The organism is Nocardia sp. NBC_01327 (genome assembly GCF_035958815.1).
Taxonomy (GTDB): Bacteria; Actinomycetota; Actinomycetes; order Mycobacteriales; family Mycobacteriaceae; genus Nocardia.
On record NZ_CP108383.1, the window covers coordinates 2,840,030 to 2,855,085 of the forward strand.

At 68.1% G+C, this 15,056-nt stretch carries 14 protein-coding genes; all 14 read left to right on the forward strand.

Going from position 1 to position 15,056, the window contains the following annotated elements; all coding sequences use genetic code 11:
- Positions 1-50 precede the first annotated feature (50 nt).
- The 14 genes from OG326_RS12520 to OG326_RS12585 all read left to right on the forward strand — a co-directional run bounded on the left by OG326_RS12520 (position 51) and on the right by OG326_RS12585 (position 14,962).
- The gene (locus OG326_RS12520) at positions 51-2,477 is read left to right on the forward strand and encodes a Tex family protein (RefSeq protein ID WP_327146455.1); all 2,427 of its coding nucleotides are present in this window, start codon (positions 51-53) and stop codon (positions 2,475-2,477) included.
- 425 nt (positions 2,478-2,902) lie between these two features.
- A complete protein-coding gene (locus tag OG326_RS12525; RefSeq protein ID WP_327146456.1) occupies positions 2,903-3,775 on the forward strand; it encodes a hypothetical protein in 873 nt (290 codons plus the stop codon).
- 24 nt (positions 3,776-3,799) lie between these two features.
- On the forward strand, positions 3,800-5,467 hold the full coding sequence (locus tag OG326_RS12530; RefSeq protein WP_327144800.1) for an alpha-keto acid decarboxylase family protein: 1,668 nt from the start codon (positions 3,800-3,802) through the stop codon (positions 5,465-5,467).
- Positions 5,468-5,644: 177 nt separating this feature from the next.
- Positions 5,645-5,986, forward strand: coding sequence for a 50S ribosomal protein L19 (gene rplS, locus OG326_RS12535; RefSeq protein ID WP_327144801.1), 342 nt, complete (start codon positions 5,645-5,647; stop codon positions 5,984-5,986).
- Positions 5,987-6,061: 75 nt separating this feature from the next.
- The gene (gene lepB, locus OG326_RS12540; RefSeq protein ID WP_442790951.1) at positions 6,062-6,874 is read left to right on the forward strand and encodes a signal peptidase I; all 813 of its coding nucleotides are present in this window, start codon (positions 6,062-6,064) and stop codon (positions 6,872-6,874) included.
- 21 nt (positions 6,875-6,895) lie between these two features.
- Positions 6,896-7,666, forward strand: a complete 771-nt coding sequence (locus OG326_RS12545; protein ID WP_327144802.1) for a ribonuclease HII — start codon at positions 6,896-6,898, stop codon at positions 7,664-7,666.
- A gap of 43 nt (positions 7,667-7,709) precedes the next feature.
- On the forward strand, positions 7,710-8,015 hold the full coding sequence (locus OG326_RS12550; RefSeq protein WP_067514125.1) for a DUF2469 domain-containing protein: 306 nt from the start codon (positions 7,710-7,712) through the stop codon (positions 8,013-8,015).
- A gap of 86 nt (positions 8,016-8,101) precedes the next feature.
- Entirely contained in the window at positions 8,102-8,461 is a 360-nt protein-coding gene (locus OG326_RS12555) for a YraN family protein (RefSeq protein ID WP_327144803.1), read from the forward strand.
- A 1-nt stretch (position 8,462) separates the two neighbouring features.
- A complete protein-coding gene (locus OG326_RS12560) occupies positions 8,463-9,971 on the forward strand; it encodes a YifB family Mg chelatase-like AAA ATPase (protein WP_327144804.1) in 1,509 nt (502 codons plus the stop codon).
- A gap of 434 nt (positions 9,972-10,405) precedes the next feature.
- Positions 10,406-11,563, forward strand: a complete 1,158-nt coding sequence (gene dprA, locus OG326_RS12565) for a DNA-processing protein DprA (RefSeq protein ID WP_327144805.1) — start codon at positions 10,406-10,408, stop codon at positions 11,561-11,563.
- 291 nt (positions 11,564-11,854) lie between these two features.
- On the forward strand, positions 11,855-12,778 hold the full coding sequence (locus tag OG326_RS12570) for a tyrosine recombinase XerC (RefSeq protein WP_327144806.1): 924 nt from the start codon (positions 11,855-11,857) through the stop codon (positions 12,776-12,778).
- A 4-nt stretch (positions 12,779-12,782) separates the two neighbouring features.
- Positions 12,783-13,577 carry an N-formylglutamate amidohydrolase gene (locus tag OG326_RS12575; protein ID WP_327144807.1) on the forward strand — a complete coding sequence of 265 codons (795 nt, stop codon included), beginning with the start codon at positions 12,783-12,785 and terminating at the stop codon, positions 13,575-13,577.
- Positions 13,578-13,662: 85 nt separating this feature from the next.
- Positions 13,663-14,424: a siderophore-interacting protein gene (locus tag OG326_RS12580; protein WP_327144808.1), complete on the forward strand. Its 762-nt coding sequence runs from the start codon at positions 13,663-13,665 to the stop codon at positions 14,422-14,424.
- Between the two features lie 160 nt (positions 14,425-14,584).
- On the forward strand, positions 14,585-14,962 hold the full coding sequence (locus tag OG326_RS12585; RefSeq protein ID WP_327144809.1) for a hypothetical protein: 378 nt from the start codon (positions 14,585-14,587) through the stop codon (positions 14,960-14,962).
- Positions 14,963-15,056 lie beyond the last annotated feature (94 nt).

Consider the following 15,056-nt stretch of genomic DNA (forward strand, 5'->3'; position numbering starts at 1 on the left):
CGACAGCCTCCGAACCCGTCAGCGCGGAAACCACAGGTCCCGCGAGCACCGTGACCACCGGCACCGAGAGCGCCGTTCGACTCGGCAGCGTCAGCCGGCGCATTGCCGATGAGCTGGGCGTGCGCGACGAGCAGGTGCGCGCGACCATCGAACTACTGGACGCCGGCTCGACCGTGCCGTTCGTGGCCCGCTATCGCAAGGAGGTCACCGGCGGGCTCGACGACGCTCAGCTGCGTACCCTCGACGAGCGCCTGCACTACCTGCGCGAACTCGACGAGCGCCGCGGTTCGATCATCGAATCCATTCGGGGCCAGGGCAAATTGGATCCGGAACTGCATTCGCAGCTCATGCTCGCCGATACCAAGGCCCGCCTCGAGGACATCTACCTGCCGTACAAGCCCAAGCGGCGCACCAAGGCGCAGATCGCGCGCGAGGCCGGGCACGAGCCCGTCGCCGACGCCCTGATCAACGATCCGGCCACCGATCCCGCGCAGTACAGCGCCGAACAGCTCGACGGTGCGCGCTCCATCCTGGTCGAGCGTTTCGCCGAGGATGCCGACCTGGTCGGTGAACTGCGCGAGCTCATGTGGACGCGCGGACAGGTCAGCTCCAGCGTGCGCCCGGGCAAGGAGGAGGCGGGGTCCAAGTTCTCCGACTACTTCGAATTCAGCGAGCCGTTCACCAAGCTGCCCTCGCACCGCATTCTGGCGCTGCTGCGCGGTGAGAAGGAGGAGGTGCTCACCCTGCACCTCGCCGCCGACGCGGAAGAGCCGGAGCCCGGCGAGCGCACCGTCTACGAGGGCCGCATCGCCTACAAGTTCGGCATTGCCGAGCAGGGCCGTGCCGCCGACACCTGGCTGCTCGATACCGTGCGCTGGGCGTGGCGGACCAAACTGCTGGTGAGCCTGGGCATCGATACCCGAATGCGCCTGCGCCAGTCCGCCGAACGCGACGCCGTCGACGTCTTCGCCATGAACCTGCGCGATCTGCTGCTGGCCGCGCCCGCCGGTACCCGCACCACCATGGGCCTGGACCCGGGTTTCCGCACCGGGGTGAAGGTGGCCGTGGTCGATTCCACCGGTAAGGCCGTCGCCACCGAGGTCATCTACCCGCATACGGGTCAGACCGAGAAGTCGCTCGCCGTGCTGGGCGCGCTGGTCGCGCGCTTCAATGTGGAGCTCATCGCCATCGGCAACGGCACCGCCTCCCGCGAGACCGATGCCCTTGCGGCCGAACTCATCTCGCGCATTCCGGAGAACAAGCCCACCAAGATCGTGGTCTCCGAGGCGGGCGCCTCGGTGTACTCGGCCTCGGCGTACGCCTCGGTGGAGCTGCCCGATATGGATGTGTCCCTGCGCGGCGCGGTCTCCATCGCACGCCGGCTGCAGGATCCGCTCGCGGAGTTGGTGAAGATCGATCCGAAGTCCATCGGCGTCGGCCAGTACCAGCACGACATCTCCGAAACGCTGCTGGCCCGCTCGCTCGGCGCGGTGGTCGAAGATGCGGTGAACGCGGTCGGTGTGGACGTCAATACCGCCTCGGTGCCGCTGCTCTCGCGCGTGTCCGGCATTACCGGTTCGGTCGCGGAAAGCATTGTCGCGCACCGCGATGCCAATGGTCCCTTCCGTAGCCGCACCGCACTGCTGAGCGTGCCGCGCCTGGGCCCCAAGGCTTTCGAGCAGTGCGCGGGCTTCCTCCGCATCCGCGAGGGCGAGGATCCGCTCGACACCTCGTCCGTGCACCCGGAGGCGTACCCCGTCGTCCGCCGCATGCTCGAGGCCAGCGGCCGCGGCGTGCACGAGCTCATCGGCAACACCACGGCGCTGCGCGCGCTGCGGCCCGCGGACTTCACCGATGAGCGCTTCGGTGTCCCGACCGTCACCGATATCATCGCCGAGCTCGAGAAGCCCGGCCGTGACCCGCGACCGGAATTCAAGACCGCCGAATTCGCCGCGGGCATCGAGAAGGTCGGCGATCTCGAGCCCGGCATGGTGCTCGAGGGTGTGGTCACCAATGTGGCCGCCTTCGGCGCCTTCATCGATATCGGCGTCCACCAGGACGGCCTGGTGCACGTCTCGGCCATGTCGCACAACTTCATCAAGGACCCGCGCGAGGTCGTGAAGTCCGGCGATGTGGTGAAGGTCAAGGTCATGGAGGTGGATGTGCAGCGCCAGCGCATCGGCCTGTCCCTGCGCCTGGACGACGAGCCCGGCGCGCCGAAACCCGAACGCGGCGAAGGCCGTCCGCGCGGCGGGCAGGGCCAGCGCCCGGCCGGTAATGACAACCGCCCCCGCCAGGGCGGCCAGGGCAACCCGCGTCAGGGTGGTCAGGGCGGGGCTGCCCGTCAGGGCGGTCAAGGCGGCGCGGCCCGCCAGGGTGGTCAGGGCGGCGGCGCCCGTCAGCAGGGCAATCGCCCGCAGTCCGCCCCGAGCGGTTCCATGGCCGACGCCCTCCGCAAGGCCGGGTTCGGCAAGTAACTCCGGCTCGAAAACCACAGGCCGGCCACAGGAAGTGGCCGGCCTGCGGCATTCCGCGACGTTGCGCCACCAGCCCAGCCCAGCCCAGCCCGTCTCCGATCCGATCGGGCCTGGCCTCCGGTCCAGCCACGTCTTCAGTCCGATCAGGCTCTGTCCTCTGGCAGGTCGGCTCTGTCCTGCCTCAGCTTGGCCGTCCTGCCTCAGCTCGGCCCCGTCCTATCTCAGGTCGGCCCCGTCCTTCGGCAGGGGCCCCGTCTTGCGGGAATTGGCCTGTCCCTGCGGAAGACGGTCCGTCATCCCGGCATGCGTTTGGCCGGAATCCGCCTTCTGACCATCACAACGCGCGAGGAATTCAGGCGGTTTCTGAGCGACAGGTAGCGTTGCTTCGTCAGGTGGTGCGAATTGATCGCGGAGGCGACGAGGGCATGGGGCATGTGCGGCGGTGGTGGATCGATGGTGTCGTGGATACCGGACGACTGCCCCTGGCCTGCCTACTGCTCGGATTCATCGTCGGATTCCTGCTGATCCGAATCAGCGTGCGGCTCATCCGCAAGGAGGTGCGCTGGTGGCCGGGCAATGTGCGGGCCGGCGACGTGCACATCCACCACATGGTCTTCGGCGTGGTGCTGGTGCTCAGCTCGGGGGTCGGCCTGGTCACCCTCTACGACAGCAGTGTCGGGGTCATCAGTGCCTTCGCGGCGGTCTTCGGGGTCGGCGCGGCGCTGGTGCTCGACGAGTTCGCGCTCATCTACTACCTGCGTGATGTGTATTGGGAGGAGCAGGGCCGCACCTCGGTGGATGCCGTCTTCGTGGCGGTCGCCGTCACCGGTCTGCTGCTGCTCGGCTTCCATCCGCTGTGGCTGCTCAATCTCGGTGATGTCCGCCATGATCCGAACTCCGCCGATCGCACCTTCGTCATCGTGTTCGCACTGGTGAATCTGGTGCTGGCCGCGATCGTCATTGCCAAGGGCAAAATCTGGACGGGTCTGTTCGGCATGTTCTTCCTGCCGCTGCTGCTGATCGGCGCGCTGCGCCTGAGCCGTCCGGGTGCGCCCTGGGCGCGGTGGCGCTATTCCTCGCGCGCCGGGCTCATGCGGCGAGCGGTGGTGCGCGAACGCCGGTACCGGCGGCCGATGATCCGGGCCAAGATTTTCGTCCAGGATCTGGTGGCCGGTAAGCCCGATGTCGCGCATGTCCGCCGGGCCGCGGAGGAGGAGTTGGCGCGCACGGTGCTCCCGGCTCCGCCCGCTCCGCCCTCGACGCACCATCTCGTAAGTAGCCGTAAGGTTGCTGACTGACGACTGGCGTGCCACTGTAGCCGAATGGGCTACGTTGTCGGCGATTACCTGCTCGATCGGCTCCACGAACTCGGAGTCACCGAAATATTCGGTGTCCCCGGGGATTTCAATCTGCAATTCCTCGATCACGTGGTCGAGCACCGCGGCATCCGCTGGGTCGGCAGCGCCAATGAACTCAATGCCGGGTACGCCGCCGATGGTTACGCCCGGCTGCGCGGCATCGGCGCGGTGGTCACCACCTACGGCGTCGGCGAGCTCAGCGCGGTCAATGCCATTGCGGGCAGCTATGCCGAATACGTACCGGTCGTGCACATCGTCGGGGTGCCGGCCAAGGACATCCAGGCCAATCACCGCGTCATCCACCACACTCTCGGCGACGGCGACTTCCACCACTTCCGGCGCATTGCCGCCGAAGTCACCTGTGCCCAGGCCGATCTCGGCGCGGCCGACGCCTGCCAGGAAATCGACCGGGTGCTGAATTCGGTACTGGTGCACCGGCGTCCGGGCTATCTGATGCTCGCCACCGATACGGCACGGGTGGAGGTCCAGCCGCCGGCCACGCCGCTGTCCCCGCCCGCGGACTTCAGCAGTGCCGGTGCGCGAATGGCTTTCGAGCAGGCCGCCCTCGATTTCCTCGTCGACCGCCGGGTGACCGTGCTGGCCGACGTCTTCGTCAACCGCATAGGCGCGACCGATCAATTGCGGTCACTGCTGCACGCTGCCGATTTGCCGCATGCCACGCTCGCCTGGGGCAAAACGCTCGTGGACGAATCGACCCCGAACTTCCTCGGCGTCTACACCGGTGCGGCCTCGCCCGAGGCGGTGCGCGCGGCGGTCGAGGATTCCGAGCGCCTGGTCACGGTCGGCGTGCAGTACACCGACAGCATCACCGCCGGATTCAGTCATCGCATCGACCCGCGCCGGACCATCGATATCGGCCCGGAGCGCACCGTCATCGGCGGTATGGACGCCTATGCGCCGCTATCGCTGACCGCCGCGCTGGAAATCCTGACCAGGATCTCCGGCGCGTTCGCCGAACCGGACGCGACCACCCCGGCCGCCGATGTCATCCCCGTCATCACCGATCCCGGCGAGACCCCGCTCACCCAGGCGACCCTGTGGCCGCTCGTGGCCGGAGCGCTGGACAACAACAATGTGGTTGTGGCAGACCAGGGTTCGGCCTTCTTCGGCCTGGCCGCCCTGCGCATGCCCGCCGGCATCACCTTCGTCGGCCAGCCGCTGTGGGGTTCCATCGGCTACGCGCTGCCCGCCGCGCTCGGCGCCGGACTGGCCTGTCCGGACCGCCGCCCCGTGCTGGTGATCGGCGACGGCGCGGCGCAGCTGTCCATCCAGGAGCTCGGCACCTGGATCCGCGAACGCCTGACCGGCGTCATCATCCTGGTCGACAACAGCGGTTACGCCATCGAGCGCGCCATTCACGGTGCGAGCGCGCCCTACAACGACATCGCACCCTGGCGCTGGGGTGAACTGCCGCACGCTTTCGGCGGTGACGAGGATTCGGTGCTGACGCTGCGAGCCACTACGGTCGGAGAACTGCGCGAGTGCATGGAGGTTGCCGCGGCCGCCCAGGACTGCCTGGTATTTCTGCAGGTCGTCACCGGCGCTACCGACTATCCGCCGCTCGTGTCGGATATCGCCTCCGCGATCACCCGCGCGAACACCGGGTCGTAGCCGGTGCGAGGGGCCCCGATTTCCGGGTGGGCCGGGCCGTCTGGCACTATGGTCAGGTTGCCTTGGGCGCTTTCATGCCTGGGCACCGCCCAATATCCGGAGCACGAACCGGTAGAGCATCTCCACTCGAGGTAGCCACCAGGTTCCTCTGTTCGCGCGAACATCATAAGGACGGAAATGAACACCCTCGACTTCGTCGACGAAAAGTCGCTCCGCAGCGACATCCCGGCTTTCCGCCCGGGTGACACGGTCAACGTGCACGTGAAGGTTATCGAAGGCAACAAGGAGCGCGTCCAGGTCTTCAAGGGCGTCGTCATCCGCCGCCAGAACGGTGGCATCCGCGAGACCTTCACGGTCCGCAAGGTGTCGTTCGGTGTCGGCGTGGAGCGCACCTTCCCGGTGCACTCCCCGAACATCGCGACCCTCGAGGTCGTCACCCGTGGTGACGTCCGCCGCGCCAAGCTGTACTACCTGCGCGATCTGCGCGGCAAGGCCGCGAAGATCAAGGAAAAGCGCTGAAGTAGCTTTTCGCTCCGAACGCCGAGTAGCCCGGCACCGCATGGTTTCTTCGCGGTGCCGGGCTACTCTGTTCCGGTGGCAGACGAGAGCGAGTCGTTGACGGTGTCCGGGCCCGGCGATGAGAGCCGTGCGGATGAGCCGGCGACCACCAAGCCGAAGAAGAAGCAGCGCCCGTTCTGGCAGGAACTGCCGATGCTCATCGGCATTGCCGCAGTGATCACCGCGCTGGTCGTGACATTCATCGGCCGGCCGTATGTGATCCCGTCGCAGTCGATGGAACCGACCCTGCACGGATGCACGGGTTGTACGGGTGACCGCATCTACGTGCAGAAGCTGAGCTACTACTTCGGCGATCCCAAGCCGGGTGATGTGGTGGTGTTCGTCGGGCCGAGTGATTCCTGGAACAAGCACTACACGTCGATCCGCTCGCGGAACACCGTGGTGCGCGGCGCCCAGAACTTCTTCTCCTTCTTCGGACTGGTCCCGCCGGACGAGAACGATCTGGTGAAGCGGGTCATCGCCACCGGCGGGCAGACCGTGCAGTGCTGTGATGCGCAGGGCCGCATCCTGGTCGACGGGAAGCCGCTCGACGAGCCGTACATCGGCACCTACCCCGACGGCCGCAGCCGCAACAATCCGTTCAATCCCGCACAGCCCACGCTGCCGTACAACGCCGGCGGCCGGGCGTTCGGACCGGTCAAGGTGCCCGACGGCAATCTGTGGGTGATGGGCGACAACCGCGCCGAATCCGCGGATTCGCGCTACCACCAGGACGATCAGTACCAGGGCACCGTGCCGATCAAGGATGTGCGCGGCAAGGCGGTCTACAAGATCTGGCCGCTGGGCCGGATCGGATCTGTGCGCTCCCAAGACCCGCAGACCAACTGAGTCCTGCGGGATAATCGACCGGTGGGGAAGATGGCGAACGGTGCGGGCACGCGGGCCGCGAGCGGTCCGGCGCGGAAGTCGCGCGGCGGCACACTGATTCAGCAGCCGACAGAACGCGGCGACTGGCCGCCGCGCGTGGTCATGCGCCGCGCCGGCGGGCTACGCACGCTGGAATCGGCGCTCATCCGCAGCGGGCTGGGTCCGGTCGCGGGTGTCGACGAGGCGGGCCGCGGCCCGTGTGCGGGACCGCTGGTGGTGGCCGCCTGCCTGCTGGCGCCCAAGGCGTACACCTCCCTCGCCGGACTCGACGATTCCAAGAAACTCACCGAAAACGCACGGGAAGAGCTGTTCCCGATCATCAAGCGGGTCGCGCTGGCCTGGAAGGTGATCGTGGTCCCGGCCTGGGAGATCGACTCCATCGGTATCCACGTCGCCAATATCGAAGGCATGCGGCGTGCGGTGGCGGGGCTGGACCCGGTGCCCGGGTACGTTCTCACCGATGGGTTCCGCGTACCGGGCATTCCGGTGCCGTCGCTGCCGGTGATCGGTGGCGACGCGACGGCGGCCTGTATCGCGGCGGCGAGCGTGCTCGCCAAGGTGACCAGGGACCGCATGATGGTGCAGCTCGACGAGCAATTCCCCGGCTATGGATTCGCCGGGCACAAGGGCTACAACACGCCCGAACACACCGAGGCCCTGCAGCGGTTGGGCGTCACCAGTGAGCACCGGCGGTCCTGGCGCAATGTGCGGGAGACCGGCCGGGTGGCTACCGATACCGCGTATGCGGGATGATGTCTCTACACCCAGTTGGGCGACAAGGAGGACGTTCCACCCGATGAGCGCCGAGGATCTCGAGAAATACGAAACCGAGATGGAACTCTCGCTATATCGAGAGTACAAGGACATCGTCGGCCAGTTCTCGTATGTGGTGGAGACCGAGCGCCGCTTCTACCTGGCCAACACAGTCGAACTGCGGCCGCAGAACGCTGACGGCGAGGTGTACTTCGAGGTGCGTATGTCCGATGCGTGGGTCTGGGATATGTACCGGCCCGCCCGCTTCGTGAAGCACGTTCGAGTCATCACCTTCAAGGATGTCAATATCGAGGAGCTGGAGAAGCCTGACCTGCGGCTTCCCGAGTAGTCCACACGCTTCTCGCTATCCACAGGCAATCTGTTTCCGCAGGTCGGCATGGCCGGGTCCGTTCTGGGCCCGGCCATGCTGGCTGAATGGGACACAATCTCGCGCTGGGCGCACACGGGGAGGAACTGGCGGCGCGGTATCTGAGCGCCGCCGGTATGGAGATCGTTGCCCGCAATTGGCGGTGCCGGTACGGCGAACTCGATCTGATCGGCCGGGACAGCGCGGGCGTCACGGCGTTCATCGAGGTCAAGACCCGCCGCGGCGTGGGCTTCGGCTCGCCCGCCGAGGCCGTCACCTTCCTCAAACAGCAGCGCATACGCCGCCTCGCGCTGCTGTGGCTGCACGAGCAGTCCGGCCCGTGGTCGCGGGTCCGGTTCGATGTGGTGTCGGTGCTCATGCGGCCCGGGACAGAGCCGGTGATCGATCATCTGAAGGCGGTGTTCTGACATGCCTTTGGGGAGGGCGTATTCGGTGGCGATTGCCGGGGTGGACGGGCAATTGGTGGAGATCGAGGCCGATATCGGGCAGGGCCTGCCGTCGGTGCACCTGGTGGGGCGGCCGGACACCACGCTGCAGGAATCCCGGGACCGAGTGCGGGCGGCGGTCACGAATACAGGGGAGAAGTGGCCGGACGGGCGGGTGATCCTGGCGCTGTCGCCGGCCACCCTGCCCAAGGTCGGCAGTGTCTACGATCTCGCGCTGGCGGCGGCAGTGCTCGATGCGGCCGGTTCCATTCCGGCGCAGCGTCTCGCCGATGCGGTGCTACTCGGTGAATTGGCCCTCGACGGGCGCGTGCGGCGGGTGCGCGGCATCCTGCCCGCGGTGCTGGCGGCACGTACCGCCGGGCGTAGTACGGTCGTCGTCCCCACCGCGGCACTGGCCGAAGCCGGGCTGGTGGACGGCATTCGCGTACTCGGCGCCTCGACACTGGGCGAGCTGGTGGACTGGCTGCGCGGTGCCACCGATCTCGCGCTGCCCGATCCGGTCCAGCCCGCCCCCACCCCCTCCATCGGCGATCTGAGCGAGGTGGTGGGCCAGGACGAGGCCCGCTGGGCCCTGGAGGTGGCGGCGGCCGGCGGCCACCACCTGCTGCTCACCGGCCCGCCCGGGATCGGCAAAACCATGCTGGCACAGCGCCTTCCGAGTCTCCTCCCGCCCCTGCGGGAACGAGAATCCCTGGAGGTCACCGCCATCCACTCGGTGGCGGGCATTCTCTCCGACGATCACCCCCTGATCTTCGCCCCACCCTTCGTCGCCCCGCACCACTCGTCCTCGGTGACGTCCATGATCGGCGGCGGATCGGGCACCGCCCGCCCGGGTGCGGTCAGCCGTGCCCATCGCGGGGTGCTCTTCCTCGACGAATGCGCCGAGATCGGAAGCAAAGTCCTCGAAGCCTTGCGAACTCCCTTGGAGGAGGGCGAAGTTCGCATTGCCCGTCGTGACGGGGTCGCGCGGTATCCGGCCAGATTTCAGCTGGTCCTGGCAGCCAACCCGTGCCCGTGCGCGCCCGCCCGCGATATCGATTGCATCTGTGCGCCTTTGGCCCGCCGCCGCTATCTCGGCAAACTGTCCGGTCCACTGCTCGACCGCATCGATCTGGCGGTCCAGATGCATGCGCAGTCGGCAGGAGCCTTCAGCGGTGACGAGGTCGAGAACAGCGAGGTGGTCCGGGCCCGCGTGACCGCGGCCCGCAATGCCGCGGCCAAGCGCTGGGAAGGTCTGGGCCTCTCGACCAATGCCGAAGTCCCCGGACACGTTCTGCGGCAGCAATTCCGGCTGCCCCGGGAGGCGCTGGCCCCCGTCGAGACCGCCCTGAGCCACGGCCGCATGTCGGCCCGCGGCGCGGATCGCGCCATCCGAGTCGCCTGGACCGTCAGCGATTTACGCGGCGGCGACATTCCCAATGCCCAGGACGTCCTGCAGGCATTGAGCTTCCGTCAGCGAGGTGTGGCATGAGTGATATGCCGCCTGAACAACATCGAACGGTGGCAGCCCCGGAGCGGTCACCCGCTCGAGGCACTGTCGCCGCGGCGGAGATGTCGGCCCGATGCCCTACTGCCGAACCCGCCGGTGGAATCGTCGACGTGCCCGAGCGCGCGGCCGAGCAGGGCGATCCTGCTGCGGCGGTGCGTAAGTCTCCTGCCGACTCGGTCGGCGTTGCGGGGGCGCGGGCCGAATCGGTCTCCAGTCTGAACCGGGATACTGCTGTTCTGAACGGCCGACCTTCTGGGCCGAGCGGGTCGGCCGTGAGGTCGGACAGTTCGGCCAGGTCGGCCGCCGATCCCATTGAGCCAGTGGCCGATTGCGAGACTCCGGACAGCCCGGGCTGCGCGGTGGGTGGTGCTGACGAGTCGATTCGAGTGGATCGGTCCGATGGTGATGAGCGGAGGTTGGCCTGGGTCTATTTGTCCCGGGTGGTCGAGGGGCCTTGTGCGGCACTGTCTTCGCTGATCGAGTCGGTGGGGGTGGTGGAGGCGGCCCGGGCGGTGCGGGAGTGTGCGCTGCCGGAGGTGTTGCGGGGGCCGACCGAGTTGCGGCGTGGGATCGAGCGGGCCGAGCAGGATTTGGCATTGATGGATCGGCTGGGTGGGCGGGTGGTGACGCCTGATGATCCGGAGTGGCCTGCCTGGCGGATGCTCGGGTTGCGGCAGTTGGATCCGGCGCAGGATGAGGCCGCGGCGGTGCCGCTCGTGCTGTGGGCGCGCGGACCACGATCGCTGCTCGAGTGCACCGAGCGGGCGATCGCGGTGGTGGGTGCGCGGTGCAGCACCGGGTACGGGAATCACGCGACGGGGGAGATTGCCGGGGAATTGGCGGTGCGGGGGTGGACCGTGGTGTCCGGCGCGGCTTTCGGAATCGATGGGATGGCTCATCGCGCGGCGCTGGCGGTGGGCGGCTGCACCGTCGCCGTGCTGGCCTGCGGGCCGGACCGCCCGTATCCGGTGCAGCATGATCGGCTGCTGGCCGAGATTGCCGCGACCGGGCTGGTCGTCACCGAATATCCACCCGGAACCGGAGTGCGCAAACACTATTTCCTGGCCCGCAACCGCCTCATAGCGGCGCTGGCCGATGCCGTGGTGGTGGTCGAAGCGGGTGCCCGCAGCGGTGCCCGCAATACGGTGAAATGGACTCGCCGCCTGGGCCGTCCGGCTCTCGCCGTCCCGGGCCCGATCACCTCTGCCGCCTCGGTCGGCTGCCACCGCATGATTCGCGAAGGCGAGGCCTTCATCGCCACCACCGCCGCGGAAATTCTCGACGAAGCAGGCCCGCTGCGCCTGTCCCTGCCCGGCGTCGTCCCGCCCGCCCCGGAGGACAATCTCTCCGAGCACGAGGCACTCCTGTTCACCGCCCTTCCCGCAGTAGGTTCCCGTCTCCCACGTGCCTTGGTGACAGACACCGGTCTGGCCCTACCACTGGTGCGCGCGACCCTCTCCGCCCTGGAGATCGCAGGCCTGGTTGCCTGCGACGACAACGGCTGGCACCGCCTGGCCCAATCGAAGCGGCAGCAGGCGCAATCCGAACCCGCGGTCCGTGACCGGTCTCGCTGAACTGTGGATCTGCTCCGAGCAGACCGGCATACCCGCGCGGCCCGCCGAGAGGTGCCCTGCCGTGCCGCGCTGGGTCCTTGCCCTGCGGTCTCGCGCCGAGCCCTCCCGCATTGCGCTGGTCTACCTCGCCGAGATGGGCACCGCCACAGCCCGATGCGGCCTGGATGCACTCGGAAGGGGCGTTGCCGGTCATCGGTTCGATGGGGAAAACCGCGCTGTGACCTCTGCGGAGGTGGGGAGTCGGCGGCGCGGGGGCTTGCTTTGCGGGGGAGGGGCGGTGACCGTGGGGGCATGAGTGGATTGCCCGAAGACCTGGAGGCATTGCTGGCCGAGTACGGGCGGCATTTGCGGCTGGGGCGGAACCGGTCGGAGCACACGGTGCGGGCCTATGTGGGGGATGCGCGGTCGCTCCTGGAGCATCTGCTGGAGCGGGCGGCGGATTCCGGTGTGGGCGAGGTGGATTTGGCATTGCTGCGGTCCTGGTTGGCGCAGCAGGCCTCGGCCGGGGCGGCGCGGACCACCATGGCGCGCCGAACTTCGGCGGCACGCACGTTCACCGCCTGGTTGGCGCATACCGGGCGACTGGGCGTGGATCCGGGGCCCCGCCTGGGATCGGCGCGGGCGCATCGGGTGCTGCCCGCGGTACTGGGGCAGGATCAGGCGCGGGCGGCCATGGACGCCGCGGAATCCGGTGCGGCACAGCATGATCCGATGGCGCTGCGCGATCGGCTGATCGTGGAGATGTTGTACGCGACCGGGATTCGGGTCAGCGAGCTGTGCGGGCTCGATATCGAGGATGTGGATCGGGAGCGGCGGCTGGTGCGGGTGCTGGGTAAGGGCAACAGGGAGCGGGCGGTGCCGTTCGGCGGACCGGCCGACAAGGCGCTGGACGACTGGCTCCGGCACGGTCGTGCCGCCTTCGCGACCGCGACCTCCGGCCGGGCGCTGCTGCTCGGCCGCCGCGGTGGCCGGCTGGATCAGCGGCAGGCCAGAACTGTTGTGCACGAGGTGGTTTCCGCCATTCCCGGCGCACCCGATATGGGCCCGCACGGTTTCCGGCACACCGCTGCCACACACCTGCTGGAGGGCGGCGCGGATCTGCGTGTGGTGCAGGAGATTCTGGGTCATGCCAGCATGGCCACCACCCAGCTCTACACGCACGTCTCCATCGACCGGCTGAAGAAGGTCCACGATCAAGCCCACCCCCGCGCCTGACCGCATGCCCCGGATTCCCGACTCCGTCGAAGTCCGCCCGGGCGCGGCGGATTCGGCTGTGATCCTGCATGTTCCGCATTCCGCGCGTGCCATCCCGCCGCAGGTCCGCTCCGATATCCCGCTCGACGACCGGCAGCTCGCACACGAACTGGACCACATCACGGATGCGCACACCGCGGCACTGGCCGAAACGGCCGCCGGGCTCTCGGCAATCCGCCCCTGGCAGTTCGTGAACCGGCTCTCCCGCCTGGTGGTCGACCCCGAACGCTTTCCGGACGAGCGGGAGGAGATGCGCGCGGTGGGCATGGGTGCGGTCTACACGCGGACGACGCACCGAACTCCGCTGCGCCCCGAGAACTTCGATCCCACCGCACTGCTGGACCGCTACTTCCATCCGTATGCCCGGGCGATGACGGCGGTGGTCGCCGATCGCCTGCGCGCGACCGGCCGGGCCGTCATCATCGATGTGCACTCCTATCCCACCGTCCGGCTGCCGTACGAATTGCACGGCGACGGCAGCCGTCCGCCGATTTGCCTGGGCTCGGACGACTTCCACACTCCGCCGGCCCTGCTTGCCCGGGCCTCGCGGAATTTCGGCGATTTCGGCGGTGTTGGCACCAACAGCCCGTTCGCGGGCGCCTATGTACCCCTGGATTTCTACGGCACCGAGCCGCGGTTGACCGCCCTCATGGTGGAGATCCGCCGCGACAACTACATGATCGAACCGGGCGGCCCCGCCGGGCCGGGTCTCGCTGTTCTCGCCGCGGCGCTGGCGGCGCTCGTCGATGAATTGCACTGATCGGCACCGTATCGAAACTCTATCGACGAGCTATCGACAATCATGCTACGGTCTATTAGGTAACCCTAATTATGGAGGTGCCCTCTTGGCTCGCGCCCGCACAACTTTTGTCGTTCAGAACACCATCCGCCTGACCGACCACCTCATTCGTGTCCACCTGGGCGGCCCCGGCTTCGCGTCGTTCCAGCCCAACGGCTTCACCGACGCCTACGTCAAACTCGCCTTCCCCGGCGCGGACGGCGACACCATGCGCACCTACACCGTGCGCGCGGTCGATACCGCCGCCGAGGAGATCGCCATCGATTTCGTGTACCACGGCGATGAGGGCGTCGCCGGTCCCTGGGCCGCGGCGGCGGAGCCCGGCGACACCATTGACCTGCTCGGCCCGGGTGGCGCGTACGCACCCCGCGCCGACGCCGACTGGCATCTGCTGGCCGGCGACGACTCCGCCCTGCCCGCCATCGCAGCGGCCTCCGAGGCGCTGCCCTCCGATGCGGTCGGCCGCATATTCGTCGAGGTCGACGGTCCCGCAGACGAACTCGCCTTCGTGCACCCCGAGGGCGTAACCCTCACCTGGGTGCACCGCGAGGGCGCGGAACCCGGAGTGCGCCTGGCCGCGGCCGTGCGCGCGGAGTCCTGGCTCGACGGTCAGGCCCAGGTCTTCATCCACGGTGAAGCCCAGGCCGTCATGCACGATCTGCGCCCGTACGTGCGCAAGGAGCACGGCGTGACCGCCGAATGGGCCTCGATCTCCGGCTATTGGCGGCGCGGCCGCACCGAAGAGGGCTTCCGCCGCTGGAAGTCCGAGCTCGCCGAGAGCGAGAAGTCCGCTACCGCAGCGGTATAGCGCGTTCGCCGGGCGCATGAGGGTTCTTCTGGTCGACGCGGTGGTCGAAAGTCCCCCGCATCGACCAGTCCCTCGACGCAACCGCCGGCGTTAAACGGGGAAGCAACCGCCAGCGTTAAATGATCGACGCGTGCGGCACTCGGCCGTAGCGTCTTCGATCATGATGACCGAACAACCCGCAGGTCCCAAGCCCCTGCGCGAGCGTCTCCGCGCCGCCCTGCCCACTGCCATGAAGGCTCGCGACAAAACCGCCACGGCAGCTCTGCGTTCCGCCCTCGGCGCCATCGACAATGCCGAAGCGGTCGACAGTTCGGATGTCCGCGCAGGCGCAATCGAAACCAGCGCAATCGGAGTGGGCGCCGCCGAGCGCCCTCGCCGCGATCTCACCGAATCCGATATCGAAGCGATAGTCCGCACCGAAATCGACGAACGCCTCACCGCCGCAAAGGAATACGAATCCCTGACAGGCGGCGCAGACCGGGCGACAGCATTGCGAGCCGAAGCCGCCGCCCTGGCGACACATCTCGACAACGGCTGACTGGGCTTCCTTCGCCACTGACCGCAGCGGAATCGGACGGGTGACCCGAGTTGGCATCCGAGGTCGCCCCGCAGTACCGCCGCCCCCGGCCGCT